Origin of the sequence: Streptomyces sp. NBC_01257 (assembly GCF_035917255.1) — a bacterium.
Taxonomy (GTDB): domain Bacteria; phylum Actinomycetota; class Actinomycetes; order Streptomycetales; family Streptomycetaceae; genus Streptomyces.
Map to the genome: position 1 here is coordinate 120,528 of NZ_CP108472.1, position 25,793 is coordinate 146,320.

27 protein-coding genes and 1 pseudogene are annotated in these 25,793 nt (G+C 69.1%); 14 read left to right on the forward strand and 14 right to left on the reverse strand.

The annotated features are described in order from the left end of the window. Positions 1–46 precede the first annotated feature (46 nt). From OG408_RS00560 to OG408_RS00570, 3 genes are all read left to right on the forward strand, one after another. On the forward strand, positions 47–406 hold the full coding sequence (locus OG408_RS00560; protein WP_326667329.1) for a DoxX family protein: 360 nt from the start codon (positions 47–49) through the stop codon (positions 404–406). A 913-nt stretch (positions 407–1,319) separates the two neighbouring features. Beyond that, positions 1,320–2,552, forward strand: coding sequence for a 2-isopropylmalate synthase (locus OG408_RS00565; protein ID WP_326667331.1), 1,233 nt, complete (start codon positions 1,320–1,322; stop codon positions 2,550–2,552). Next, positions 2,549–3,247 (forward strand): Sua5/YciO/YrdC/YwlC family protein, encoded by a 699-nt coding sequence (locus OG408_RS00570; RefSeq protein ID WP_326667333.1) that lies wholly within the window; start codon positions 2,549–2,551, stop codon positions 3,245–3,247. The genes OG408_RS00565 and OG408_RS00570 overlap by 4 nt, the downstream gene beginning before the upstream one ends. Positions 3,248–4,018: 771 nt before the next feature. On the opposite strand, the gene OG408_RS00575 is transcribed toward OG408_RS00570, so the two are convergent. Both OG408_RS00575 and OG408_RS00580 read right to left on the reverse strand, forming a co-directional pair. Beyond that, positions 4,019–4,477 (reverse strand): hypothetical protein, encoded by a 459-nt coding sequence (locus OG408_RS00575; protein ID WP_326667335.1) that lies wholly within the window; start codon positions 4,475–4,477, stop codon positions 4,019–4,021. A gap of 381 nt (positions 4,478–4,858) precedes the next feature. After that, complete coding sequence (locus OG408_RS00580) at positions 4,859–5,824, reverse strand: helix-turn-helix transcriptional regulator (protein ID WP_326667337.1); 966 nt, start codon at positions 5,822–5,824, stop codon at positions 4,859–4,861. A 92-nt stretch (positions 5,825–5,916) separates the two neighbouring features. On the opposite strand from OG408_RS00580, the gene OG408_RS00585 reads away from it, so the two are divergent. Further along, the gene (locus OG408_RS00585; protein ID WP_018535840.1) at positions 5,917–6,282 is read left to right on the forward strand and encodes a VOC family protein; all 366 of its coding nucleotides are present in this window, start codon (positions 5,917–5,919) and stop codon (positions 6,280–6,282) included. Between the two features lie 10 nt (positions 6,283–6,292). Here the strand turns inward: OG408_RS00585 and OG408_RS00590 are convergent, their stop codons facing one another. Further along, on the reverse strand, positions 6,293–6,883 hold the full coding sequence (locus tag OG408_RS00590) for an SMI1/KNR4 family protein (RefSeq protein ID WP_326667341.1): 591 nt from the start codon (positions 6,881–6,883) through the stop codon (positions 6,293–6,295). Positions 6,884–7,017: 134 nt separating this feature from the next. Between OG408_RS00590 and OG408_RS00595 the strand changes: the two genes are divergently transcribed. From OG408_RS00595 to OG408_RS00615, 5 genes and pseudogenes are all read left to right on the forward strand, one after another. Beyond that, positions 7,018–7,350 carry a hypothetical protein gene (locus tag OG408_RS00595; RefSeq protein ID WP_326667343.1) on the forward strand — a complete coding sequence of 111 codons (333 nt, stop codon included), beginning with the start codon at positions 7,018–7,020 and terminating at the stop codon, positions 7,348–7,350. Between the two features lie 317 nt (positions 7,351–7,667). Continuing rightward, positions 7,668–7,904, forward strand: a pseudogene (locus tag OG408_RS00600) (serine/threonine-protein phosphatase); the annotation flags it as partial. 174 nt (positions 7,905–8,078) lie between these two features. Beyond that, positions 8,079–8,252 (forward strand): CsbD family protein, encoded by a 174-nt coding sequence (locus OG408_RS00605; RefSeq protein WP_326667345.1) that lies wholly within the window; start codon positions 8,079–8,081, stop codon positions 8,250–8,252. Between the two features lie 370 nt (positions 8,253–8,622). After that, entirely contained in the window at positions 8,623–9,183 is a 561-nt protein-coding gene (locus OG408_RS00610) for a nitroreductase family protein (RefSeq protein ID WP_326674435.1), read from the forward strand. A 55-nt stretch (positions 9,184–9,238) separates the two neighbouring features. Then, positions 9,239–9,931, forward strand: a complete 693-nt coding sequence (locus OG408_RS00615; protein WP_326667347.1) for a maleylpyruvate isomerase family mycothiol-dependent enzyme — start codon at positions 9,239–9,241, stop codon at positions 9,929–9,931. A gap of 204 nt (positions 9,932–10,135) precedes the next feature. Here OG408_RS00615 and OG408_RS00620 read toward each other — a convergent pair whose 3' ends face one another. Further along, a complete protein-coding gene (locus tag OG408_RS00620) occupies positions 10,136–11,098 on the reverse strand; it encodes a zinc-binding dehydrogenase (RefSeq protein ID WP_326667349.1) in 963 nt (320 codons plus the stop codon). 203 nt (positions 11,099–11,301) lie between these two features. Between OG408_RS00620 and OG408_RS00625 the strand changes: the two genes are divergently transcribed. Continuing rightward, complete coding sequence (locus OG408_RS00625; RefSeq protein WP_326667350.1) at positions 11,302–11,931, forward strand: TetR/AcrR family transcriptional regulator; 630 nt, start codon at positions 11,302–11,304, stop codon at positions 11,929–11,931. Between the two features lie 194 nt (positions 11,932–12,125). On the opposite strand, the gene OG408_RS00630 is transcribed toward OG408_RS00625, so the two are convergent. The 3 genes from OG408_RS00630 to OG408_RS00640 all read right to left on the reverse strand — a co-directional run bounded on the left by OG408_RS00630 (position 12,126) and on the right by OG408_RS00640 (position 15,089). Beyond that, positions 12,126–12,977: an aldo/keto reductase gene (locus OG408_RS00630; RefSeq protein ID WP_326667351.1), complete on the reverse strand. Its 852-nt coding sequence runs from the start codon at positions 12,975–12,977 to the stop codon at positions 12,126–12,128. A gap of 38 nt (positions 12,978–13,015) precedes the next feature. Next, a complete protein-coding gene (locus OG408_RS00635; RefSeq protein WP_285573186.1) occupies positions 13,016–14,047 on the reverse strand; it encodes a zinc-binding dehydrogenase in 1,032 nt (343 codons plus the stop codon). A 64-nt stretch (positions 14,048–14,111) separates the two neighbouring features. Next, entirely contained in the window at positions 14,112–15,089 is a 978-nt protein-coding gene (locus tag OG408_RS00640; RefSeq protein WP_326667353.1) for an aldo/keto reductase, read from the reverse strand. A gap of 211 nt (positions 15,090–15,300) precedes the next feature. Between OG408_RS00640 and OG408_RS00645 the strand changes: the two genes are divergently transcribed. Further along, complete coding sequence (locus OG408_RS00645) at positions 15,301–16,212, forward strand: helix-turn-helix transcriptional regulator (protein ID WP_326667355.1); 912 nt, start codon at positions 15,301–15,303, stop codon at positions 16,210–16,212. 27 nt (positions 16,213–16,239) lie between these two features. Here the strand turns inward: OG408_RS00645 and OG408_RS00650 are convergent, their stop codons facing one another. Then, the gene (locus tag OG408_RS00650; RefSeq protein ID WP_326667357.1) at positions 16,240–17,103 is read right to left on the reverse strand and encodes a helix-turn-helix domain-containing protein; all 864 of its coding nucleotides are present in this window, start codon (positions 17,101–17,103) and stop codon (positions 16,240–16,242) included. Between the two features lie 71 nt (positions 17,104–17,174). Between OG408_RS00650 and OG408_RS00655 the strand changes: the two genes are divergently transcribed. From OG408_RS00655 to OG408_RS00665, 3 genes are read left to right on the forward strand one after another with little or no spacing between them, the layout of a single operon-like run. Continuing rightward, positions 17,175–17,384 carry a hypothetical protein gene (locus tag OG408_RS00655; protein WP_326674683.1) on the forward strand — a complete coding sequence of 70 codons (210 nt, stop codon included), beginning with the start codon at positions 17,175–17,177 and terminating at the stop codon, positions 17,382–17,384. Between the two features lie 59 nt (positions 17,385–17,443). Further along, on the forward strand, positions 17,444–17,878 hold the full coding sequence (locus OG408_RS00660) for a cupin domain-containing protein (protein ID WP_285573204.1): 435 nt from the start codon (positions 17,444–17,446) through the stop codon (positions 17,876–17,878). After that, on the forward strand, positions 17,875–18,732 hold the full coding sequence (locus tag OG408_RS00665) for an aldo/keto reductase (RefSeq protein ID WP_326667359.1): 858 nt from the start codon (positions 17,875–17,877) through the stop codon (positions 18,730–18,732). The genes OG408_RS00660 and OG408_RS00665 overlap by 4 nt, the downstream gene beginning before the upstream one ends. A 160-nt stretch (positions 18,733–18,892) precedes the next feature. On the opposite strand, the gene OG408_RS00670 is transcribed toward OG408_RS00665, so the two are convergent. From OG408_RS00670 to OG408_RS00695, 6 genes are all read right to left on the reverse strand, one after another. Continuing rightward, the gene (locus tag OG408_RS00670; RefSeq protein ID WP_326674437.1) at positions 18,893–19,078 is read right to left on the reverse strand and encodes a nuclear transport factor 2 family protein; all 186 of its coding nucleotides are present in this window, start codon (positions 19,076–19,078) and stop codon (positions 18,893–18,895) included. A 275-nt stretch (positions 19,079–19,353) separates the two neighbouring features. Further along, a complete protein-coding gene (locus tag OG408_RS00675; protein WP_326667361.1) occupies positions 19,354–19,959 on the reverse strand; it encodes a dihydrofolate reductase family protein in 606 nt (201 codons plus the stop codon). Positions 19,960–20,230: 271 nt separating this feature from the next. Further along, positions 20,231–21,136, reverse strand: coding sequence for a non-homologous end joining protein Ku (ku, locus tag OG408_RS00680; protein WP_326667363.1), 906 nt, complete (start codon positions 21,134–21,136; stop codon positions 20,231–20,233). 373 nt (positions 21,137–21,509) lie between these two features. Continuing rightward, positions 21,510–22,676, reverse strand: a complete 1,167-nt coding sequence (locus tag OG408_RS00685; protein WP_326667365.1) for an ROK family transcriptional regulator — start codon at positions 22,674–22,676, stop codon at positions 21,510–21,512. A gap of 100 nt (positions 22,677–22,776) precedes the next feature. Next, complete coding sequence (locus tag OG408_RS00690) at positions 22,777–24,276, reverse strand: glycoside hydrolase family 36 protein (protein ID WP_326667367.1); 1,500 nt, start codon at positions 24,274–24,276, stop codon at positions 22,777–22,779. A gap of 118 nt (positions 24,277–24,394) precedes the next feature. Next, entirely contained in the window at positions 24,395–25,741 is a 1,347-nt protein-coding gene (locus tag OG408_RS00695; RefSeq protein ID WP_326667369.1) for an ABC transporter substrate-binding protein, read from the reverse strand. Between the last annotated feature and the right edge of the window lie 52 nt (positions 25,742–25,793).

Here is a 25,793-nt window from a genome sequence, read left to right on the forward strand (position 1 = left end):
ACCCGACACCGCACCGGCAACCCGAGAACGAGAACGGGAACTCATCATGCTGTTCATCTCCTACGTCGTGGTCACCGCCCTGGCCGCCGCTCTCAACACCGTGTCCGCGGTGCTCGACTTCCGCCGCTACGAACCGATCCTCGTCAACATGGAGAAGGCCGGTGTGCCCACCTCCTCGCTGTTCCGGCTCGGCGTGCTCAAGGCGGCGGGGGCCGCCGGGCTCCTCGTCGGCTTCGCCGTCCCGTTGATCGGCACAGCCGCTGCCGTAGGGCTGACGCTGTTCTTCCTCGGTGCCATAGGTGTCCATCTGCGCGCCCGTGACCACGGCTACGGCCTGGCCGGCTTCTTCCTGGCACTGGCCGTCGCCTCCCTCGTCCTGGGGGTCGCCCACCACGGAGCCTGGTGAGCGGATGTGCGGGGACTGCGGTCCACGGTCCGCCCGGGACCGGGTCGGGCCACCAGCCAGCCATGATCCGATGTGGTCCGATCATCAGGGTCAGGCGGTAGCGGTCCACGACGCCAGTCCTCGTCGGTGACGCACTGGGAAGCTACCGGCTATGAAAGGAAGGTCGAGAGCGGGTCTTCGCAGGGTGAGAGGGGCCAGTTTCGGTGACGTCCCAAGTCCTGTCAGGAGGCTGGCCTTGGGCACGGGCTTGTCCGCCTCGCGGCGCCCTAGAACCTCAGCTCTTGCGGCATCCACAGTCGTTTGCTCCCCACAGCTTCTGCGCCGTGGCCAGGACCAGGCCGACCGCTCCGGCCAAGGCGCACCCCTGAAGAAGCTTGGCAGCCTCCTCCTTCCGCCTTCTTGTCTTCGCCCTGGTTGCCGTCCTAGGGGGCGGCCGGGTGTTGGGAGCGAGGAAGCGGGCGCAGCCGCGGTCGGCGCGTGCGATCAGCGCGGGAGAAGACCGTCCGGAGGCGGCGGCTGAAGGCCAGGGGCTTGGGGTCGGGGTCCGGCGGGTGTCGAAGCTGGAGGCCGGGGCGATGGCAGGGGCCCACACCTGGATATCCGAGAGCAGTGTCCCGCACGGGTTTGCGCGGTCGCTATCGACCTGCTGCGCATGGCCGACCCCACCACTCAGTGCGGGCGCGCCGCCTCCAGCGCGGCTTCTTCTTGTCCGGAAGGGGCGGTGTCAGGGCGTGGTTCCGCCTCTATAGCACTGCGGGGCGGTTTCGGTGGCCTGACGTTCCTTCGTTGGGGTGGTCCTGCCCGGGACTGCCCATGACCGGGGCCTGTGCGCGGTGATCGTGGGTGAAGGCAGCCGCCTGGCTTCCTTCACCGTCATGGGGCGGTGATCGTCAAGAACGGTGGGAGGGGCTCAGTGGCGGTGGATGTGGTGCGCGAGTCCGCGGTGGCGGGGCGGGTGGTGCTTTGGGAGGAATCCGCCCGGGACGGCGCCCAGGCCAAGACCCTGATGTCGGCCGGGGCTCGGGTGCGGCTGGCGGTCGAGACCGGCCGGGTCTTCGGCGGGGAGGGGGTGCGGCATGTGGTGTTCGCCGCCGGGTTCCCCGCGGTGTGCGCGGAGGAGTACGAGGCCGTGCGCCGGGTCGCGGCTGAGGCGGAGGGCGCGGTGAGTGTGGCGGCGGTGTGCCGGGGGGCGGTTCGTGATGTGGAGCAGGCGATGGCGTCGGTGCGGGGCAGCCGTCACGCACGAGTGATGGTGGTGGTGCCGGCCTCGGAGGCGATGGCACGGGTGATGGTCCACCGCCCGGCTGCCGAAGCCCTTCAGGCCGGGGTTGATCTGGTCAAGCGGGCCCGCGACCTGGATGAGGAGGTGGCGGTGGATGTGTGCCTGGCCGATGCCTCCCGCGCCGACCACGCGCTGATGGGCACCTTTGCCGGGGAGCTGACCGCTGTCGGCGCCGGGCTGGTGGTCCTGGCGGACACTGTCGGCGCCCAGCTTCCCGACGCCTGCCGGCAGATGTTCACCGCGGTCGGGGCCGCGGCGGGCGGGGAGACTGTGCTTGCCTCGCACCTGCACAACGATCTCGGTCTGGGTCTTGCCAACAGTCTGCAAGCCCTGGCCGCCGGGGTTCGGGTGCTCTCCTCCTCCTGGCTGGGCATCGCGGAGCGCGCCGGACTGGTCGCCACCGAGCAGTTGCTGTTCCTCCTCGCCCGGCACGCACCCGAACTTCTCGACGGTGCACCGTGGTGGACCGATCCGGACCTGACCCGTCTGCCGGCCATCGCACGGATGGTGGCGGACGAGACCGGGGTGCCGCTGTCGGTGACCACCCCGATCGTCGGCACCGGCGTGGGCACCATCTCCACCGGTACGCCTTTCGTCCACCCGGAACTGTTCCAGCCCTACGACCCGCAGCAGCTGCTGGGCATCGAGCCGCGCGCGGTGCTGACCCAACTGGCGAGCGTGCGGGTCGTCATCGCGGTCGCCGCCCGCCTCGGCCACACGCTCGACAAGGACCAGGCGCGCGCGGCGATGGCCTGGGTCAAGAGACGGGCCTTCGCGACCGGACGGTCCGTCACCGACGACGCCGCGTTCGCCGACTACCTTGAGGGCCTCTCCTACACCACCACCGCCGGGAGCATGCCGTGACCTCCCACGCGCACACCCCATCCCGGACCCCGGCCGGCCCCGCCCACGTGCGCGACACCCTCGCCGCGGGCGAGGCGGTCGTCCTGCCCAACCCGGCGCCGCTGACCTATGTCGTCACCGCCACCCGTTCCCGGGCCGTCAATGAGGCCAAGGGCCGGGACGCCAACCAACCGGTCGCCCTGTGGGCCCACCATCCCGACACCCTGGAGACGCTCGACCGGCTGTGGGACCTCACACCGCAGGACAGGACACTGGCACGGCGGCTGCTGGGCGAAGAACACCTCACGGTCCTCCTGCCGCTGCGGCCCGGCGAGAAGCGCCCGGCCTGGCTCACTCCGGGCGAGAAGGACGGCTGGGTGCTGCTGTTCGGCGCCCGCTGGAAGCCCCTGCGGTCCCTGCTGGACGAACACCCGGTGCTGTACGTCTCCAGCGCCAACCGCACCGGGCACCCACCCGCCGCCACCGTCGAGGAAGCACTGGCCATGTTCCCCGCCACCATCCCCGTTCTGCAGATACCGGCCTCCACCGACACCGCAGCGGTGGCGGCGACGGCGCGGCAGGCGACCACCACCGTCCGCCTGCACCCCGACAGCCGGCTAGAACTCCACCGCAATGGAGCGCAGGACCAGGACTACGGCGACGCTGACACCTTCCTGGCCCACCTGCGGGCCCGGTACAAGGTCACCGCCGGGTAAGCAGTCCCCCACCCAGGGTTGGTGCGATGTGGCGTCTTCGTGACAGCGAGCGCCTTGGGTCCGCTGTCCTTGGGCAGCTGGTCACCTGCGACGCGGAAACGCTCCGCCCTGCCCCCGACGGGCCAGGGCATAGGAGCGTGCGGTGTAAACCATGCCGACAAGAAGAGTGGCCCCAGCGAAGGCCGCACAGGCCGCGTGCGATGAGACCGAGCAGAGTGTCCCGCTCTCGCGCCGCCTGTTCCTGGGTCGTGATCGGGTGGGGTGAAAGGTGCGCGGGTGCTTCCTGGGCTATGCGTCGGGGCTCGTGAGGGCGGCGACGGCGTCGCCGGGCGGCGGGTGATGCCCCCGGCGAGGCTGCGCACGCCCTCGCCCTCAGAGGGAAGGGCTGCGCCCCGGGCGATCGGGTGGCGGCGGGATGTCGCGGTACGCCATCCGTACTGCTCGTCCCAGACCAGGGCGGGGGCCGGGGCCTGGTCGCCTACTAGCACGAGCGCGGCAACTACCCCGTCATCGCCAGGGAACTGGATGTCAGGCATGGCCGGGGTGGTGGTCCAGCCAGCGCGGTGCAGAGCGGTGGTGACGTCGGCCAGGTATAGGCCGACGTGGCGGGCGGGCAGGACGGCGTCCGCCCGTGCGTTGGCGCGACGGACCTGTCCGGCCGGGTAGCCGAGCGCGGCGGCGGCCTGGGCCGGCGTCAGGGCCGGGTCGTCGCTCATGCGGTCGGGATGCGGTCGACGCGCAGCCGGGTCAGGACGTCCTGCGCCCCTATCGTCACTCGGTGCCCTGGCTGCCGCCTTCCGCTTCCTTTCGCCAGTGGACGGCGGCGCGCCTGGCCTGGCCGGTGTAGATGTAGTCGGATCCGTGCACCCGCTCCATGTCGAGCGCCAGCCGTTCGAACGCCTCGGCGGCACCGGCGCCGTCCCCCGCTCTACCGCGCAGGGTGGCCAGGTTGTACCGAGTGACGAGGCCATGAGGGTCGTCCTCGCCCAGCGCCCGCACCCGCTCGGCGAGCATCCGTTCGGAGACTTCCACGGCGCCGGCCAGGTCTCCGGTCTCGCTCAGGTAGTGGGCCTGGTGCCGGAGCGCCACGGTATCGGGGTGTTCCTCGCGCAGCGTCCGATCCCGCTTGTCCAGTTCCTTCTCCACCGCCCCGAAGGGGTTGCCCAGCACTCTCTTCGCCCGCACGGCACCTAGCGCGGCCCCCACCGCCACGACTGCACCCGTGATCATCCATCTCCACGACACGTCAGGCACGCCTCCTTCGCTCGACACCGTCCGGCCGGCGCCCATCACACGGTCTCAGCCGTGTTGGACCCGCCACCTCCACGGACGCCCCAACAGCCCGCGTCAGTTGCGCCGGGCCCACTGCGGAGGCCGGAACGCCTCGCCTGCAGCGTGGGTCACGCACTACGCCCGCGTCCCGGCTGACGTACCGCTTCGTGTCACCGTAGGGTCTCAGCCCAGCCACCGCAGCTGTCGCAGATCTTGAGTGATGGATTCCGGGGCAAAGCAGTGGCCGCCAGCTCTTCCGCGGCCTGTGCCTCGCCTCGGGAACGGCTCTCGCCGGCGCCACCAGCCTGTAGCTCCAGAACCGCCACTAGTCGTTGCGGGTCAGGACGTTGGTGACGGCGCATAGTGGTGGGCGAGGTCGGTGGCGAGGTCGCCCAGGCGAGCTCTGGCTTCGGCGGGGCCGTGCACAGTGATGGTGCTCCCGAACGGCAATAGTGCTCGCACGTCCTCCAGGTGCGGGAACCGGATCCTCACCCTGTGGCCGGTGGTGGATTCCTCATGGTCGTCTTGGACGAGTCGTTGGCCGAGGATCCGTCGCGCTCGCTCGATCTGGGTCTGGTCGATGGTGGCGCTGACCTCTATCGCATGGTTGTGTTCCCACTGGTCAACGAGCGCTGCAGCGACGGTGGCCAGGGTCTGGTTCTCGCGGATCCGTCGCGGCTGGTCGACTTCCTTCCACGTGGTGATCCGTTCAAGTCGGTACATCCGTGGCACTCGGGCACAGTCGGCGACGAGGTACCAGATGCCGGCCTTGGCGAACAGCCCGTAGGGATCCACGACCAGGTCGCGTGGGCTCGACTCGCGTGTGCTGTCGTACTCGATCCGTAGCCGACGGCCTCGCCGCACCGCTCCGATCAGCGAAGCCGGAGTCGTGCCGGAGGTTCGTGCCTGGAGCCAGGGGCGGCTGTCCACGTGCACTACGTCGGTGAGCGGCAGGCGCTCATCCACTCGACGTGACTCTGCGGCGGCGATCTTGGAGAGCGCGCGCCGGCTTTCGACCGATGCGTCGAGCTCCGCACGTTGCTTCTCGTCCAGCCCGGCGAGCGAGAGATGATCACGCTCCCCCGGCGTGAGTCGCGTGACGTCGAGCCCGGACCCGGGCAGCATGGTCACACCTCCGAGGCGGCCCCGTTGCGCGGTCACCGGCAGACCGGCGTCGCGGAGCCAGTTCAGATCCCGGGTGATGGTTCGAAGGGACACTCCGAGAGCCGAGGCAAGTTCCTGTGTGGTCACGGCATCCCTCGATGCCAGGAGCAGCACCAGGGAGAAGAAGCGGTCTGGGGTCACGCACCAATTTTCTCAGAAATTGCGACAGAGGACGGCGCATATCCCGGTGAGGCTGGTGGGTGCGTACCTACGACCTCTGAGAAGGAACAGCCATGACCACGTCCGTCGTGTCCATCGTCTATGTGAACGACGCTCCCGCCGCGGCGCGCTTCTACGGCGACCTCCTCGGCATGAGCCCTTCGTTCGAGACTCGGAGATACATCACCTTCGACCTCGGGCCAGGCGCTGACCTCGCTTTGTGGTCTGGCCGGTTCGACGATCTGTCAGCGGACGTCCCGCGCACCAGTGAGGTCTGTCTGGCCAGCAACGATGGGCCCGACGAGATCAATGCGATCTTCAAGCAGTGGCAGTCCAAAGGCGTCACGATCCTGCAGGAGCCACATGATGCGGGGTTCGGGCTGACCTTCCTCGCAGCCGATCCTGACGGGAACCGTATCCGTGTCGCACCGCGGGGGTGAAAGGCCACAATCAGGCATCCGCGAACCAGGAGCGGCCCTGGGCCCAGCGGGTCACCCAGCCCGCGAATCCGGGCGTGCCCGGCATCAGGCAGGTGCCCGGCCGGGTGCCGAAGGGTATGGCGCCGTTCTCGTCGATCAGCCAGACGTGACCGCGCTGCGGACCGGTGACGATCAGGTGCCAGTACATGCCGCAGCCATCGGTGCCCAACAGCAGTGAGCCGTGGTCGTACACGGGGTCTGTCCGGTCTTCGAGCTCCTGCTCAGACAGAGCCGCCTCGTCGCCCTCCGCCTCCCACAGCCATGCCTCCGTGAGAGGAAAAGGCTCGGCGAGCAGGCGCTCGGGGCGGCCTGAGCCCCAGTCGTTGGGCGTTTGCGCGAGGGACAGCAGACCGTAGTAGGGCGGCCCCGCGCGCAGACCGTCGCAGACCTCCGCCACGAATGTGCGGTACGGCTCCGGAAGCAGAATGCCGTGCTCCGCTTCGAAGGACCGCACCGCATCCGAGCCGATGGGCGGCAGAGCCTCCGGACGGGATGCGAAGATCTCGCGGAGGGCAGCCAACTCGGCTGGGTCACCGGTTTCCGTGTTCATGCCGGTCATCATGCAAGATCCCGAATGAGACGGCCTAGTGGCCCGTTCAGGACACTTGGCCGGGGATCCCAGTAGGCTGCCGACTTGCCGCGATCACCGTGCGACTTGCTGCTGCGGGGAGGGACTGTCGGGTGGCGGAGGGGGCCGTGCGCAACTCGGTGTCGCTGGCCGTGTTTCTGGCTGTGGCCGCTGATCCTGGGGTGCCGTTCAGGGTCGTCGAGCTGGCGGGCCGCGGCATCACCGCGGATGCGGCCGCAAGTCGTTGGCTGCTTGAGGTCGGGAAGTCTTCCCTGGACGGCTTCGCACTCGCCGACAAGCTGATCGACCTCGGCGAGCGGGAGGATCAGCTCGTCGGGCTGTGGCAGGAATACGGAGCCGGCGAGGTCGGTGTGGTGGCCTTCGAGTCCCGGCTGGCGGAGATCGTGACGGTCATGGAGACGTGGATGCCGGTTCAGATGAACGCCGCCCAGACCGGGTAGGACTGGAGCTGCTTGGCGTTCGCGAGCCTTCTGCGGCCTGACCTCAGATGACAGGCGGGCGGCCCGGCCGGGTCATCCGCCACACCGTGGCCGGGGCGATGTGTGGGCGGGGCCGCCCACGCGGAAGGGGCACGGGGCCGGTCGTACGGGAGCTCCATGCGGATGGGCCGCTCGGCCCGCCGCCACGTCCCCGTCAGGCTGTCCGTCATCACCACCCAGTGGTGGTGATGACGGACAGCCCCCGAGTACTGATTCCTCGACTGACGCGCTGCGGGCGGGTGGGCGGGCAGAAGCCCTCTTGACTTTTGGAGGCTGTGGTGGCGTGTGATCGGCTTGGACTGGCTGAAGTGCTGGCTGCGGCAGAGGATGCCGCACCGGTGGACTCGCTTGATGTCGTGGCCCGCAATCTGCGTGCCCGGTTCGGCGCGCGGTACGTATCGTTCCTGTTCGTCGACGTGGTCGGCAGACGTCTGTTGCGGGTGAACGACACGGCAGGCGCCTCACAGGGGCACCGAGCTGAGAGAGTCCCCCTCGCCGGCAGTGGCATATACGACGTGCCAGCAGTTGGATTCGCTCGGACGCAAGCGCCTCGGCCCCACCCTGCTGCCGGTCGATGATGCAAAGCGCCCGACGGGTCTCACTCACCGACGTGGGGCGTGATGTTTGGATGCGGCCAGGCGGGTCAGGCGGTGGGTGTACCTGAAGTCGACCAGCAAGGTGTGAGTGACATGGCTGCCAGCGAGAAGACCCAGGCCAAGACCGAGCAGACCAAGGGCAAGGTCAAGGAAGCCGCCGGACGCACCGTGGGCAACGAACGCCTCACTGCCGAGGGCCACGTCGACCAGGCCAAGGGCAACGCCCGCGAGGCCAAGGAAAAGATCAAGGACGCCCACAAGCGCTGACACTCCCCCACCGCGCACCCAGCCCCTGACCGCGCGGCGTGTATGGCCCGGCACACGTGCCGGGCCATACGCATGTCAAGGGACACAACAGAGTCCGCGACAGTCGCCTGATCGGACATGTGACGTCCTCCTCGAATTGGGAAGGGCTGGGGGCGGATGCGGGCGTGGGCGCCTCGGCGTGTCGAAGGCGAGTCGACCTGAAGTCACGGGCAGTTACCCTGGCTCACCGAACAAGGGTGCGTATCGAGTCGTGATCAGTGAGTGGGCATTCCCCTCGTCGATCTTCGTTCTGGTAGACCGTCCGGTGTGGCCGGTGTCTGTGCGTGCACCCGCCGGAATACGCACTCACGGTCGCCGGTTGCAGCGGAACGTGCATCATCCTCAGGAGCCGCCCAGCGGCATACACCCACTGCTTGCCGGACGCTTCAGCCCCTACCGGTTCGATCCGTCGGCGGTGGTCGACAACCTTGCCCTCGGACTCCTGCTGGAGGCCGCGCGGTGGGCACCGTCGGCGGGAAACTCCCAGCCGTGGGGTTTCTTCATCGGCAGGCCCGGTGAGCCGGAGCATGACCGGGTGCTCCCTCACCTTGCGCCGAGCTCGGCCCGCTGGGCGACGGACGCGAGCCTGCTCGTCGTCACGCTGACGCGCCGACACGTTGATGACACACAGTTGCTTTACTCCGAATTCGCAGATTACGACCTCGGCCAAGCCGTCGCCCACATGACTGTTCAGGCCCAGGCCATGGGCCTCGCAGCGCACCAATTCCGGGCCTTCGACCTGGAAGGGCTCACCAAGGAGCTGGACCCGAACCCGGGCTGGGTGATCGTCTCCATGGTCGCGGTGGGCAAGGCGGCTGACAGACCTTCAGAGGTCCGTGACCGACGTAGCGTCGGGCACTTGCGCTCCGCACCCTGGTCGCCAGGGAAGTAGGTGGCGGGGCGGGTCCCGGTCGCGACGTCAGTGGGCTGGGTTAGGTTCGCTCGTCATGGACTCGGAATCTCTGCTGCAGCACCTGAGCAACGAACTCGACGCTTTCCGCGCATGCCTCGATGGTGATCTGTCTGTACCCATCGAACACTGCGGCGAGTGGACACTCCACGACCTGGCCGAGCACCTGGGCAGCTCAAATCTGTGGGCGGCAGCCGCAGTCACCGAGCAGCACGGCGAGCACGAGGCCACCTCGGCTCCGCGTGATCCGGACGAGTTCCTGCGGTGGTTCGAGGAGAGTTCAGAGACTCTGCTCAAGACCCTCGACACCGATCCGAGTGCGAGCGCCTGGACTTTCCATCCGCCGCACACGGTGGGTTTCTGGCAGCGGCGCCGTGCGCTGGAGGCGCTCATTCACCGCTGGGATGCGGAGAACGCACTGGGCAGTAGTCGACCGCTCGACCCGGTCCTGGCCGGCGAAGGCGTGACCGAGGTCCTCGACACGATGGCACCCAGGCAGATAGCCCGAGGACGGGCTCAACCCCCGCAGCACGCCCTGCGACTGCACGCGACGGACACCGGAACATCCTGGGTGTACGGCCCTGGCCCTGCCGTGGCCACGCTCACGGCGACGGCGGAACAGCTGGTGCTGCTCCTGTGGGGACGTATGCGCAGCGCGGATGCCGCCTATGGCTGGACCGGCGATCAGGAAGCGGGGCTGCGCATCCTGGCTGGCGCCTTGACGCCCTGACACAGTGCTCAGGAGCCTGGGGCGGATTACGGCGATCCAGGACCTGGCAGGCTGACGGCCCCGGCCAGCCGCTGCCGCGTCGTGCGGTCACAGGGGGTAAACCGAGATCGGCGCCTCCCTCAAGGGGTGAGACCTGCACCGCCATTGGACTCCCCCGCCGCGACTGCCCCGGGATCGCGGCAGGCCCGGCCTGGATACCTTCGACTACGGTGTCAGCACGATCCTCCCGAAGACCTCGCCCGCGTACATCTTCTGGTGCGCCAGCACGGCTGCGTCCAGTGGCAGCACCTCGTGCACCACTGTGGTGATCTCGCCGCGGCCCGCTGCGGCGAACTGCTGGCTCCGCACGGCACTCCGTTCGGCTCCGGTGACGGTGGCCGCGCTGAAAGCGGCGAAGGACATCGACTTCTGGAACGACGCCATGATCTTCGTACCGAAGTCGGTCGGCGGCTGGCCTGCGACAGCGCCCACGGCCACCATGCGGCCGTTCGGGTTGAGCCGGTCGAAGAACGACGGCATGTCCTGGCCGGCCACCACGTCGATGATGACGTCATAGCCTGAAGGGGCGTGTTCCCCTCCTTCGCCGGAGCGGTCCAGCACGTGGGTCGCGCCGAGACGTCGTAGCCGCTCACCTCGCTCGGCCGAGGAAGTGGTGACCGCGACCGCGGCGGCTCCGCCGCGAGCGGCGAGTTGCACTGCCATGATCCCGATGCTGCCGGCCGCGCCACGGACAAGGACCGTCTCCCCGGGAATGAAGTGGGCGTGGCGGAGCCCGAAGTGGGCCACCACGCCGGAACTGCCGAGTGTCACCGCATCGACTGCGGACAGGTCCACGGGCAGGGGAACGACCTCCTCGACCGGCGCGAGGGCCTGTTCGACATAGCCTCCGCCGGTGCCGGTGAAGGCCCACACCCGCCTGCCGATCCATGAGACGTCGACGCCGTCACCCACCGCGGTCACCGCTCCCGCCACCTCACTTCCCGGGATGTGCCCCTCCTTGAAGCCATAGGCGGCCAGGGCCCCGCTTCGGATCACGGTGTCGACTCCACCGACGCCCGCGGCCTCGGTGGCGATTACCACCTGACCGGCAGCGGGTGCGGGAGCCGGCAGGTCGACAACGGCCAGGCCTTCGGGACCTCCGTACGTCTGGATCGCGATTGCCTTCAATGTCGTCTCCCATGTTCTTGGACCGATCACGTGCGGTCGCTGCTCGGAACCATCCGCCGATCGCCACCGACGGCGGGAGGGGGTTCACGGCGCGGCAGGGGTTCAGCCCCGATGCTGTGCGCACGTGCGCCCTGATGATCTCGGTGAGCTGCTACGTCCTGAACGCTAACGGACGCCCCCGTCCGTTTAGGTAAAGTGAGAGCATGAGCGACCGTTTGCCTCACACCCTGCGCTCCGACGCGCTGGGCAACCGCGAGCGCATCCTCGACGCGGCCCGGGCACTGTTCTCCGCCGACGGCCTGGACGTGCCGATGCGGGAGATCGCGCGGTCCGCGGGGGTCGGACCTGCCACCTTGTACCGTCACTTCCCGACCAAGCAGGTGCTGGCCACCGAAGCCTTCACGGCCCAGTTGCAGGCATGTCGCACCATCGTCGACGACGGGTGCGCCGATCCCGATCCGTGGCGTGGCCTGTGCCTGGTGATCGAGAAGATCTGTGAACTCCATGCGCGGGATCGCGGTTTCAGCGAAGCCTTCATGTCCGCCTTCCCGGGGGCGCCGGATGTCGCGGGCCGTGAGTACACGGTGAAAGCGGTCGCCGGACTGGCCCAGCGGGCCAAAGACGCAGGGCGCCTGCGGTCCGACTTCGTCCTGGACGACCTCATTCTCATCCTCATGGCCAACAAAGGGATCCACACCAGATCGGCCGACACCCAGGTCATGGCCTCCCGACGCTTCGCCGGGCTGGCGATCCAGGCGTTCGAAGCCCGCCCTCAGCGCGCACCACTACCACCATCGGCACGACTGGTATCCGCGGCACCGGACAGCGTCTGACCACCATGCCCCCACCGGCTCACAAGTCATCGACGGCCGCCACGACCTCACCCCGCCCCCACTCGGTGACACGTGAGCCACACGACGCACACCGCCGGCAAACACGGCGAGCCTCACCCAAGGGCTGTTGCAGAAGCACTGGACAGGGCGGCAGGCCGACGGCCTGCCGCCCGCTGCAGCCGTGGAACTTTGGATCAGGCGTCGAGGCGCCGCTTGGCGAGCCAGGTGACGATCTCGGGGTCGTGGTGGTCGAAGAACAGGGAGTTGCCGGTGTCGAGGGTGGCGATATCGGCCATCTGCTCGTCGGTCAGGTCGGAGTCGAAGACGTCGAAGTTCTCCGCCATGCGCTCGGCCCGTACGGACTTGGGGATGGTGATGACGTCGCGCTGGGTGAGCCAGCGCAGGACGACCTGCGCGACGGACTTGCCGTGTTCCTTGCCGATGCCCGCGAGGAGAGGGTTGGTGAACAGGTCGTTCTTTCCCTCGGCGAAGCCGCCCCAGGACTGGTGCTGCACGCCGTGCTCGCGCATGAGGGCGTGGTAGTCGGCGCGCTGGAAGAAGGGGTGGGTCTCGATCTGGTTGACCTGCGGCGTGATCTCGTTGTTGACGATCAGGTCGATCAGGCGGTCGGGGTAGAAGTTGGCGACACCGATCGCACGGGTCAGCCCGTCGCGGTTGAGGGCTTCCATGGCGCGCCACTGGCCGTAGACGTCGCCGAAGGGCTGGTGCATCAGGTACAGGTCGAGGTGGTCCAGCCCCAGCTTGGTCAGCGAGGTCTCGAAGGCGCGGCGGGTGTTGTCCTGGGCGGGGGCGTCCTGGACCCACAGCTTGGTGGTCACGAACAGGTCCTCGCGCGGGATGCCGCTGGAGGCGATGGCGCGGCCTACGGCCTCTTCGTTGCCGTAGGCCGCGGCGGTGTCCAGCAGCCGGTAGCCGGCGGCGAGCGCGTCGGACACGGTGCGTTCGGTGTCCTCGGCGGGGATCTGGTAGACGCCGAAGCCAAGCAGCGGCATGACAACGCCGTTGTTGAGGGTGACGGTCTTCATCAGGGAGTGTCCTTTGCTGTGCGGGTGGGCGGTCCTGGTCAGGGGCGGATGAGAGCCTTGAGGACCTGGCGTTCGGCCATGGCCTGGTAGGCATCCGGGGTCCGGTCGAGGGTGAAGGTCTGGTCGAAGACGCGGCCGGGGGCGATGGTGCCGTCCAGGACATCGGGCAACAGCCGGTCGATGTAGGCGCGGGCGGGGCTGGCGCCGCCGGTCAGGGTGACGTTCCGCATGAACTCGGCCGGGCCGATCGGGCCCTGCTCGTACTGGGGCACGCCGAGGCGGCTGACGGTGCCGCCGTCCAGGACGGCTCCGAGCGCGGTGTCGAGAGTCTGGCGGGTGCCGACGGCCTCGATGACCTTGTCAACCCCGCCGCCGGTCAGCTCGCGGATGCGGGCGATGCCCTCCTCGCCGCGCTCGGCGACCACGTCGGTGGCACCGAACTCACGCCCGAGATCCGTGCGCGCCTGGTGGCGGCCGGCGAGGACGATCCGCTCGGCCCCGAGGCGCTCGGCGGCGATGACCGCGCACAGACCGACCGCGCCGTCGCCGACGACGAGGACGGTGTCGCCGCGCCCGACGCCTGCGGTGACGGCGCCGTGGTGCCCGGTGGTCATCACGTCGGACAGGGCCAGCAGGGACGGCAGCAGCGCGGAGTCCGCGCCCACCGGCAGCTTGACCAGGGTGCCGGCGGCCTGCGGGACGCGGACGGCTTCACCCTGGCCGCCGTCCACGCCGTCGAAGCCGTACCGGCCGCCGTGACGACATGAGATGTGCAGACCCTTGGCGCAGTAGTCGCAGGTGTTGTCGCTGTAGGTGAACGGGGCGACGACCAGGTCGCCTGCCATCAGCCCGGTCACTTCTGCGCCGGTGTCCTCGACGATGCCGAGGAACTCGTGCCCCATCGGGCGGCCGGTGCCGGTGGCGGGCATGGAGGCGTAGGGCCACAGATCGCTGCCGCATACGCAGGAGGCGAGGACGCGTACGACCGCGTCGGTGGGCTGGACGATCTTCGGGTCGGACCGGTCTTCGACGCGGACGTCTCCGGCGCCGTACATCACGGCTGCACGCATGCCAGTAGTACTCCAAGCGGGGATGCTGCGGGGGTGCGGAGCGCGGCGCCCCGCGGGTGTGGGGTCAGCGCTCCAGCATCCGGGCCTGGGCCTCGGTGTGGGTCGCGCCGGAGGCCGGCGGGAGGGCGGTAAGCGTATGGATCTGCTGCGGGGTGAGGGTGACGGCGTCGGCGGCGGCGTTCTCCTCCACCCGGGACACCCGCTTGGTGCCGGGGATCGGGGCGATGTCGTCGCCCTGGACGAGCAGCCAGGCCAAGGCCACCTGTCCCGGCGTCGCGCCGACCTCGTCGGCCAGGGCCTTGACCTGATCGGCCAGGGCCAGGTTGCGCTGGAAGTTCTCGCCGGTGAAGCGCGGGTTGCCGCGGCGGAAGTCGTTCTCGTCGAACTGGTCGGTGGAGCGCACCGTGCCGGTCAGCATCCCGCGGCCGAGCGGGGAGAACGGCACCAGGCCGATGTTCAGCTCCCGCAGCAGCGGCAGCACCCGCTCCTCGATCCGGCGCGTGAACAGCGAGTACTCCGACTGTACTGCGGTGACCGGCTGGACGGCGTGGGCACGGCGGATCGTGTCCGGTCCGGCCTCCGAGAGCCCGAAGGCGCGAACCTTGCCCTCGGCGATCAGTTCGCCCACGGCGCCGGCGGTCTCCTCGATCGGCGTGTTCGGGTCCACCCGGTGCTGGTAGTACAGGTCGATGTGATCGGTGCCCAGGCGCTTGAGGGAGCCTTCGACGGCGGTGCGGATGTTCGCCGGGGAGGAGTCCAGGTTCCACGGGCCGTCGCCGCCGTGCGAGACAAGGCCGAACTTCGTCGCGAGGACCACCTTGTCCCGGCGCCCCTTCAGCGCGCGGCCGAGCAGGTCTTCGTTGGTGTAGGGGCCGTAGATCTCGGCGGTGTCGATCAGGGTGACGCCCAGCTCCAGCGCCCGGTGCACGGTCCGGGTCGACTCCGCGTCGTCTGTGCCGGAGCCGGTGTAGCCGTGGGACATGCCCATGGCGCCCAGCCCGATCCGGGAAACCTCCAGGTCACGCAGTTTGATGTACCGCATCTCGCCCTCTTCCGCATCGCAGATGTCCAGCCCCTTTCACCTTCGCCCGGCCGGACAGGTCGCGCCTGCCCGGCCGGGGCCGGGGCCGGGGTGTCTTGCTCCTTCACCTTCGCCCGGATTGCTCGCGTGTGGCAGGGCGGGCGCTTCGGGGGTAATGACAGGGCCCCCCTCGGCGCTGCGCGGCGGGGGCAGGGCGGGTGAGACTGGGTTCATGGCATCGACGAGCGCACTTAGCGAGGGCGCCGAGCTGGGCCGCTACCTGCGCGCCCGCCGCACCCAGACCAGCCCCGGACACGTCGGCCTCAGGCCCGGCGCCGGCACCCGGCGCACCCCGGGACTGCGCCGCGAGGAGGTGGCCACCCTGGCCGGCATCAGCATCGACTACTACGTTCGTCTGGAACGCGGCAAGGAGACCCGCCCCAGCCCCGCCGTCCTCGACGCGCTCGCCCGCGCCCTGCACATGGACGAGCAAGAGCACCAGCACCTGCGCGAGCTGGCCGCCCGCGCCGCCCGATACGTCGCCGAACCGCCACCCGCGCCCAGCCGAACCGTGCGACCCCACCTCAGGCTGCTGCTGGAGTCCCTGCGCCCGAATCCCGCGTACGTGATCAGCCGCAGCATGGACATGCTCGCGTGGAACCCCGGCGGCCTCGCCCTGTACGCGGGACTCGAAGACTGGCCCGCCAAGCACCGCAACCTCGCCCGCTACCTGTTCCTCCACCCCGCCGCCCGTGATCTCTTCCCCGACTGGGACCGCCAGATCACCGCCTGCGTGGCCCGCCTGCGCGCCACGGCCGGCACCGCACCCGATGCGCCCGATCTGACCAACCTGGTCGGCGAACTCCTGCTGAAGAGCGCGGACTTCGCGGGTCTGTGGGAGCGCTACGAGGTGGCAGGACGCAAACCCGCTCACAAGACGTTCCAGCATCCGCTGGTCGGAGCCCTCACCCTGACCTCGCAGTCCCTCAACGTCGAGGGCACCCCGGGGCAGCGCATCGGCGTCTACACCGCCGAACCCGGCAGTCCCGACCACGACGCCCTGCTGCTGCTCGACATGACGACTCCCCGCCCAGTGCACAACCCGGCTCCCGGATCGAGGACACCGGGAGCTTCCTCCTCGTAGGACAGCTTCGCCATGCCGCGCGCCCGACTACGAGGCGGTCGAGGATCGGGCGTGGTCGGCGGCCCATGACGCGAGGATGCGCAGACCGTCGTGGGTGGGCGATCCGACTTCTGCGGTCCATACGACCAGTTGCTGGTCGGGGTCGGTGCTGGCGGTGAGGGTGTCCCAATCCAGCGACAGCTCTCCGGCGACAGGGTGGAGAAGGGTCTTGGATCCGACGCTGAGGGTGGCAACTTGGTGCGCCGCCCACCACGTGCGGAAGTCTGTGTCCTGGACGCACAGTTCACCGACCAGAGCGGTCAGCCGTGGATCGTCGGGATATTTGGCTGCCTCCATGCGCAGTTGCGCGACCGCCATCCGGGCGACGCTTTTCCAATCGGCATAGAGATTCCGCATGGCAGGGTCGGTGAAAAGAATGCGGACGTAGTTGCGGTGCTTGTCCGGCACGGCTGCGAAATCGGTGACCATAGCGGCGGCGAGCGGGTTCCAGGCGAGGATGTCCATACGGCGGCCCATGACGATGGCCGGCGTGGCCGTGAGATCGTCCAGGACCCGGCGCAGCTGCGGCTGGACCTTCTGCTGGGCCCGGCGGCGCGGCCTGGCCGTTTCCTTGCCGGCGGGGCCGAACACGTACCTGCCCTGGTCTTCATCCAGGTCGAGGGCTCCCGCGACGGCTTCCAGCACGGGGGCGGAGGCCGGCAGGCGGCCCTGTTCGAGACGGGTGTAGTAGTCCGTGGAGATCGCCGCCGGCTGCGCCACCTCTTCGCGTCGCAGGCCCGCCACGCGACGCTGTCCGGCGCTGTCGGGCAGACCCACGGCACGGGGCGTGAGTTCGGCACGGCGCGCCTTGAGGAATTCTCCCAGCTCGTTCAGATGCGGTGATGGACTCATTCTTCCAGTGTTGCAGCGAATACACGGATCGAGAGGGGGAGAAATCCTTCCCAGGATGTTCCCTTCCCAGGATGTATTTCTCCTCTGCACGGATGCCCGCGCCCGTGGCAGCGTGGAACACACAACGGCGAAACGTCACGGAAGAAGGAAGCGAAGAGCATGGCAGAGAAGCGGTCGAGGAGCTGAGCGAGGCCATCACCCACCTGGCCTTCTACCCCCCCGGATGGCCCAACGCGATGGGCGCCGCCGCCCAGCTCAAGGCCGTCCTCGCCGACGCGTAGCCGCGCCCGGCAGCGGCTACGCACCACTGACACCCGTATTGATCAGGAAGAGATACTCCATGGCCGATCACGACTTCGAGCAGCCCTTCGCGCTCGGTGAGACCAACGACGCCTACGCCGAGAACTTCATCGGGCAGAGCTACCTGGCCCCCCTGACCGGGGGAAGCGTCCCGGTCAGCAACGTGACCTTCGAACCGGGCTGCCGCAACAACTGGCACATCCACCACGGCACCGCAGGCGGCGGGGACCAGATCCTGCTGTGCACGGCCGGCAGCGGCTGGTACCAGGCCGAGGGCCAGGACCCGGTCGGCATGGCCCCCGGGACCGTCATCCGTGTCCCGGCGGGCACCAAGCACTGGCACGGCGCGAAGGCCGACTCCTGGTTCTCCCACATCGCCTTCATCACCCCCGGCGATGGGGTCAGCAACGAGTGGCTCGAGCCGGTCACCGACGAGGCGTACGGCCGGCTCCCGAAGAACGGAGACAGCGCATGACCATCCTGAGCGAGACATACACCCTGGCAGGCGGCGTCGAGATCCCCAAGCTCGGCCTGGGCACCTGGTTCATCGACGACGACAAGGCGGCAGACGCCGTCCGCACGGCCGTCGAGACCGGCTACCGCAATATCGACACGGCCCAGGCGTACGGCAACGAGCGGGGAGTCGGAGAGGGCATCCGCGCCTCCGGCGTGGCGCGCGAGGACCTGTTCGTGTCGACGAAGCTGGCCGCGGAGATCAAGGACTACGACGCGGCGACCGCAGCGATCGGAAACTCTCTGGCGAAGCTGGACATCGGCTACATCGACCTGATGCTGATCCACGCCCCCCAACCCTGGGACGACTTCCGCGGCGGTGACTACGACGAAGGCAACCGCCATGCCTGGCACGCACTGGAGGACGCCCACACGGCAGGAAAGATCCGTGCCATCGGGGTTTCGAACTTTCTGCAGTCCGACCTGGAGAACATCCTCACCCACGGGACCGTGGCACCACAGGTGAACCAGGTGCTCCTGCACGCCGGGAACACCCCGGACGAGCTGCTGGCCTTCTGCCAGGACCGCAACATCCTCGTACAGGCATACTCGCCGATCGCCCACGGCACGCTCCTCGACAGCCGCCACATCAAGACGATCGCCGAGAAGTACCAGGTGAGCGTCCCGCAGCTGTGCATCCGCTACACCCTGCAACTGGGCACCCAGCCGCTGCCGAAGACCGCGAACCCCGAGCACATGCGCTCCAACGCCGACGTCGACTTCGAGATCTCCGAGGCGGACATGGCCACCCTGCGCACCCTCGACGAGCGCGACTACGGCGAGCACGCCGCCTTCCCCGTCTACAGCGGGAAGTAGGAACGCACGCGGGCCCGCCGTGCCGCGCCGTGGTCGGCCCGCGTCGTCCACTGGACGCCGTCGTCACAGCGGCCTGATCGCCCACGGCCGATCTGCTCTCCGCCGAACAGCGAAAACCCGGTTCTCTGCTCGTGGCGCGAGCGGAGGGTGGATACGGAGTTCAGTGCCCGGGACGGCTGAGTGAAGACAGGCCCCGCAACTCGGCGATGCAGCCGTCGTGTACCCGGAAGATCTCCATCACCGAGAGGAGTGCCCGTTCCTCGACTCCCGCCGGGACGCCGTGCAGGGTCGTACGGACTGCGGCATTGTCTGCGTCCACGAGCATGTCCTCGACGACGACCTGGATGTCCGGGAACGGCGGATCCTGACCCGGGCGTTCAAGACGCCGCGTGCCCTGGGAGTTCGCTGACTGACCACCAGCTGCGGCGGCCCGCCACGGTTAGCAAGGTGGGTCGAGTCCCTGGACCTCGACTGGTACGAACCGGTGGCCCAGGTGCTCGAAGTCGGTGATGGAGAAGGTTGGCCGCATGGCGACGGCTCGGTGCCGGGCGGACCGGGCACCCTGACGTTGGCCACCCGCCTGCGTCGGCCAGGCGGCCCCGTACGGCGGACGGGGCGGCATCACGCAGGGACGCTGAGCGGCGGGTGCTCAAGCACGCGGGGCTTGTACTCGACCAGCTGGATGCGGCCGTCGAAGGTGCGGTGCTCGATCATGTCGAGGGCAACGTCCGGATAGCCGTCGTAGATGCGCTCCTCCCCCGTGGCTCCGGTGATCACCGGGAACATCACGACGCGGAAGCGGTCGACGAGACCGGCACGCAGCAGGGACCGGCACAGACTGAGGCTGCCGATCGTGCTGAGGAGCCCCGAGCCACTCGACTTCATGGCGCGGACCGTCTCCACGGCGTCGTCGCGGACGAGCGTGGAGTTGGCCCACGTCAGGGGCTCCTTCAGAGAGGAGGAGAACACCACCTTGGACGCTCGCGCGAGCTCGTCGACGGACGCCTCCTCTTCGGGCCTGAACTCGTCCTGGCCATTCGGTACCTCGCCTGCGGCGAAGCCCGACATCAGACGGTAGGTGTTCGCTCCCATCAGGTAGGTGACCTCGGGCTGCTCGCCGAGCCATGCGAGGTACTCCGGGCCCTCAAGGCCCCAGAACCCGGGCCACCCCTCTCCTGACGCGTAGCCGTCGAGGGAGGTGATGAAGTCGACGAGGAGTTCCGACATGGCGGCGTCCTTTCCCAAGGTCTGGTCTCACAACGTTGGACCGGCCGGAGTCCCCAAACTCATCGGCCGCTCTGTGGAGTACGAGAAAACGGTCCGGCCGAGCGCCACCTTCAGCCGGACCAGGTAAAGCGCTCCGGGGCCCACTACCGCGCTCGTCGCCTTGTCGGCTGTTGATTCCGGCGCTTCGTACGATCGGGAGACTCAGGGGCCTGGGTGTGGTTGGCCTGGGTGTGGCTTGGCCTGGGTATGACTTTGCGGCGCTCAGTCACAGTCAGGATGCGGTGCGCCTCTTCGCTGCCGTCTTCCTGGCCGGGCTCTTCTTCGTGGCGGTCTTCTTCGCCGCCTTCTTGCGGGTGGGCATCTCGTGCACCGTGGCGTGCCCGCCGTCGTCTCCGCGGCCTTCCTTCGCCGCCTTCACCGAAGCGTTCAGGGCGGCCATGAGGTCCATGACCTTCCCGGACTCCTGCTGCTGACCGGCTTCGGCCGGCTCCGGGAGCACCTTGTCGCCGGCCTTCGCTTCGATGAGCTCTTCGAGTGCGTCGCGGTAGCGGTCGCGGAACTGGGTGATGTCGTCGGTGGTCATGGTTTCGGTGAGCTGGACTGCCCGTTCGATCTCGTTGTCGTCGAGGTCGACCGGCTTCGGTGCCAGGGATTCCGGGCTGCGGATCTCGTCCGGCCAGTGCATCGAGTGCAGCACGATGGCTCCCTCACGGACCCGCAGCAGGCCGAGACGTTCGCGGCCGTGCCAGGCGAATTTGGCGACGGCGACCTTGTCGGACCGTTCCAGGGCTTTGCGGAGCAGGGTGTAGGGCTTCTTGGCGACGTCGCCGTCGGCTCCGAGGTAGTAGCTGTCGCCGATGCGAATGGGGTCGATGCTGTCGGCGTCGATGAACGCGACGATCTCGATCGCCTTCGCGGTGGGAAGCGGCATGGAGTCGAGTTCTTGGTCGGTGATGGGGACGATGTCGTCCTTGGAGACTTCGTAGCCCTTGCCGATCTCGTCCTGTGTCACGGTCTCGCCGTCGATCGAGCACTCCTTGCGGGTGCGGACTCTGCCCATGTCGGCGAGGTGGACCTGGCGGAAGTGGATCGAATGGTCCTCGGTCGCGCTGACGATCTTGGTGGGGATCGTGACGAGTCCGAAGCTGATGGCTCCGCTCCACAGGGCGTGCGGCATTGCGTCCTCCAGGCCCCCCTGGCGGGTGCAGGCCGGGAAGCGCTGGTCGCCCGTGATGAGTGGACCTGGCCGCCGCCCGTACTTCGATCCTCGTTCCGGCCGGTCGTGATCGCATCGCGAGGTCGCATGTTCGATTTACGTTCGAGTGCCACGGAGACCCACACGGCCGGCTTGGAACGGTTCTAGGGTTATATGACTGTTCGGGTGACGCTGCTCGCGCAGGACGGTGCGGGATGGGGCGTCTGTGCCGACTGGTCTCCACCGCACACGCCCCCGCAACGCCGGTTCGCCGGTCGTGTCGTGGCCGGTGCTGCGCTAGTGCACCGGCCACCGGCCGGGCAGCCGGGGCCCTGGCCCGTGGAGCCCCGAGGCGTCAGCGGCTCACCCTCCGAGGCGCCCTCGGCGCTGCCAGTTCCGCGCTGAGCAGGCGGCTGTCGATGTCGTCGAGGGCGAGGCGGAGCCCTCCCAGGGCCACGCTCTCGTCGCCGAGTGTGGAGGTGCGCAGTTCCGGAAGGCGCAGGCAGTGCTTGGCGAGTTCGCGGTGCAGGGGGGCGAGGATGATGTCGGCGGAGCGTGAGAAGCCGCCGCCGAAGACCACGATCTCGGGGTCGAGGGCCAGGACGAGTGCGGCGACACCCACGGCGAGATCGCGCGCGTAACGCCGTACCGCGGCCTTGGCGTCGCGATTGTCCTCGCGGGCCGCCTGGAACACCCACGCGGCCGCCTCTCCCGGACGGGCGCTCGCAGGGACGCCCGGGCAGGCGGCGAGGTGGCCGGGCGCGTCGAGCCAGCGGACGGCCTTGAGGGCGCCGATCTCACCGGCCGCGCCGCCGTGGCCGCGGCGCAGGGTGCCGTCGAGGATGAGGCCCGCGCCGGTTCGGATGCCCGCGAGCAGGTACACGATGTCGTCCGCGTCCTGCGCCACGCCTTTCCAGCGTTCGGCCACGGCGGCGAGTTTGCAGTCGTTCTCCACCTGGATGGGGCAGTGGAAACGGGCGGCGAGGTGGCCCGCCGGGTCGGCGGTGCCCCAGCCCGGCAGCGGCGTGAACAGGGAGGTACGGCCGGTCGCGTCGACCGGGCCGGTCACGCCGATCGTCATGCCCCAGATGTCGGCCGGCGTCATGCCGGCCCCGGTCAGCAGTTCGTCGATGGCCTCGTCGACCGCCGCGAGGCGCGCGTCGGGTCCCGCGTCCGGGTCGGCGGGCTTGCGCAGGGTCCTGACGTGGTTGCCTTCCAGGTCGCTCAGTACGACGAGGATCTTGTGGACACCGATGTCGACGCCCAGCGCGTGGCCCGCGTCGGCGCGGAAGCGGTAGCGGCGGGCCGGGCGTCCCACGACACTGCGGGCGCCCGGCTCCTCGACCTCGGCCCAGCCGTCCGTGACCAGCGCTTGCACCAGGACGTCGACGGCGGGGCGGGACAGGCCCGTCCGGCCGGCGAGTTCGGTGACGGTGGAGGGCGGGTTGCCACGCAGCGCCCACACGATGGACAGCTGGTTCATCTCGCGCATCCGGGACAGGTCGGTGCCCGTGGTCGCCATGCTTGTGTACTCCCTGGTGGGGGGCCGCGGTACCGCGCTGGATATCGCTGGACAGTTTACTAATTCCCGGGGCCGGCCCGGAACCGTTTGCGGCGTTCCGTCAGGAGATCGGGTACCTCTGCTGTCCCTCGGGCCGTACGGCCGCGGTGAAGTCGACCTCGCGGCCGTCGAGCGCGAACCGGTAGCGGCCGAGCCTGCGGACCGCGGGCCGGGCCTGCAGATAGTCGGTGAGCGCCTGGAGCTCGTCGGGGTGCAGCCAGCCCGGCGGGTCCGAGACCGCCCGGAAGCCGCAGATGTCGGAGAGATCGCGCAGCCAGCTCTGCTGATGCTCCGTCAGGAGGTTGAGCCGGCTGCGGAAGTACACGACGTCCGGGTCGACCTCGAGCAGTGGTGACTGCCACAGCCGGTGCAGGGTGTTGACCACGGCGTTGCGGGCCAGAGCGTCGGAGGGGTCCTGGGTCGCGTAGTGCTCCCACTGCGGCGCCACGTCGGGGCCGCTGCGGATGCCGTCGAGCAGTCCGAGCGAGGGCAGCAACGGGGCCCCACTGCCGAGGAGATAGGTGTCGGGGCCCGCCGCCTCGCGGATGATCTCCAGGCCGATGCGGTACGCCTCCTCGCGGCCGATACCCGGAGCGCGGACGCCGGGGGCCGCAGCGGCGCCGATGAAGTCGGCCTTGAGGTAGCCGAAGCCCCAGTCCTGGGTGACCCGCCGGATCATCGTGCGCACGTGCTCCTGAGCGGCCGGTACCGTGAGGTCGAGCGCGTAGTAGCCGGTGCCCCAGTTGTGCCCGGTGACCACCGGTTCGCCGTCCTCGCCACGCAGCAGCAACTCCGGTTTCTCACGGGCTGTTTCGGAGTCCGGGAGGGCGATGAACGGCGCGATCCACAGGCCGGCCCGCAGCCCCGCCTCCTTGATCCGGTCGGCCAACGCCCGCATGCCGCCCGGGAACTTGTCGTTGGCCTCCCAGTCCCCGACCATCCGCTCCCAGCCGTCGTCGACCTGCACGACGTCGAACGGCAGGCCGCGCAGGGCGGTGATGTCCTTGGTGAGCTGTTCCTCGGTGATGTTCTCGTAGTACGCGTACCAGCTGCACCACACGTTGCCGGCCCGCTTGGTGCTGCGGCCGAGCCGTTCGCCGAGCTGCGCCGCGTAGGAGGCGAAGACCTCCTCCTCGGTGCCGTACGCGAGGAACCAGGGCGCGCCCTCGGACTCGTACCAGCCCACGAGCGTGTCCCGGTCGGCGGCAAGACGCGGGATGTCGAGGCCCAGAGCGCCCAGCAGCAGGACCCGGCCGTCGGGGCCCTGGAGCGCGGCGAGCGCGGACGAGTGGTGGCGGGCGGGGTCGTCCCAGACCGTGTCGTCGGCAGTCAGCCGGCGCTCGGCGCTCACGATGCGCAGCGGCGCCTGGGACAGCCTGCGCCAGCCGCAGGGGCTCCAGGAGTTGTGTCCGTGCCGGTAGAAGTGCGCGTCGCCGAGGCCGTGCAGCACGGCGACGCGTCCGGGCGGCAGCAGCAGACCGCCGTCGACGGGCCGGGGAGCGCCGTCGTCTTCGAGTTCGACGGCGAAGGTGTGTGCGCCGACGTCGAGGAGCTGGGCCATGGATCTCCTTGCAGGTGTACGAGGGGTGGGCGGCAGGTCCGTGCCGCCGCCCCCGCGGAAGGAAGTGGGGGCGACAGGTCCGTGCTGCCGCCCCCACGGAGGGAAGTGGGCGGGCGGGCTACTTGAAGAGTCCGTTGACCTTGTCGTTGACGCCCTTCAGAGCCGGGCCGGGCTGCGTCTGACCGAGGATCACCGACTGGACGGCGTCCTGCACGAGCGGGTTGATCTCGGTGCCGTGCTCGGTGACGGGGAGCAGGAAGGTGCCGTTCTTGTCGGTGGTCACGTCGGTGAAGACGTGGACGTCACGCCCCGCCGCCTTGTGCGCGGCGAGCGCCGCCTCCGTCCCCGACTTCTGGGCGGGCAGGACGACGCCCCGCTTGCCGACCTTGTTCTGGCATTCCGGCGAGCCCAGGTACTTGACCCACTTCCAGGCCTCCTCCCGGTGCTCGGTGCCGGCCCAGATCGCGTCCGAGAGACCGTTGAGTGAGCTCTTGCGGCCTTCGGGGCCGGTCGGCAGCGGTGCGAAGGCGAACTTCTGGCCCGCCTTGGGGTCGGTGAACGTGGAGATGGTCCAGGAGCCCGCGATCATCATCGCGCCCTTGCCGGCGCTGAGAAGTTCGGTGTTGCCGACGCTCGACTGCTTGTCGAAGCGGGGTGCGTAGCCCTTGTCGATGAGGCGCCTGAACCAGGCGATGGTCTCGGCGAGCCTGGGGTCGTCGAAGTTGTAGTGGGTACCCCAGGGGTTCTTGTCGAGATAGGTGAAGCCGTTCGATGCGGCGAGCGGGCCCCAGCCGTTCTGCCCGGTGGCGCCGTCGGCCCACTCCGGCAGGAAGCCGTAGGTCTTCACGTGCTTTCTGTCGAAGTCGGGGTCCAGTCCGTTGCGGCCCTCGGTGTCGACGGTCGCCTTGGCGATCACCTGCTCCAGTGTCCCGCCGTCGTCGGGGTTCCACTTGAGGTCGGCGAGTTCGTCGGCGGGGACGCCCTGCTTCGCGAACTGCGTCGTGTTGTAGACGAGCGCCATGCTGTCCCAGTCCTTCGGCAGCCCGTAGCGCTTGCCGTCCTTGACCCAGACATCGGCCAGGCCCGCCTGGTAGCCGGACAGGTCGAACTTGTCCCGGTCGATCATCGGCTGGATGTCGAGCAGCTGGTTGTTGGTGGCGAACTGCGGATAATACGTCGCCTGGTCGGTCCACACGTCCGGGGCGTCACCGGAGGTCAGCTGGGTGGTGAGGTTCTGCCAGTACTGGTTCCAGGCCGTCTGCGTGATCTTCACGGTGATGTCGGGGTTGGCCTTCTCGAAGGCGTCCACGCACTCCTGGTAGCCGGGGAGCTGCTTGTCGTCCCAGAGCCAGTAGTCGAGCGTGGTCCCGGACGAGGCGGAGTCGGATCCCCCGCAGGACACGAGCCCGGCGGTGGCGGCCAGGCACAGCAGGGCCGCGCCCGCGCGCCGGTGTGTCGATCGCATGATGGCGTACCTCTCTTGACGGATTGAGCGGGATGGGAGTCGTGCCGTTGCG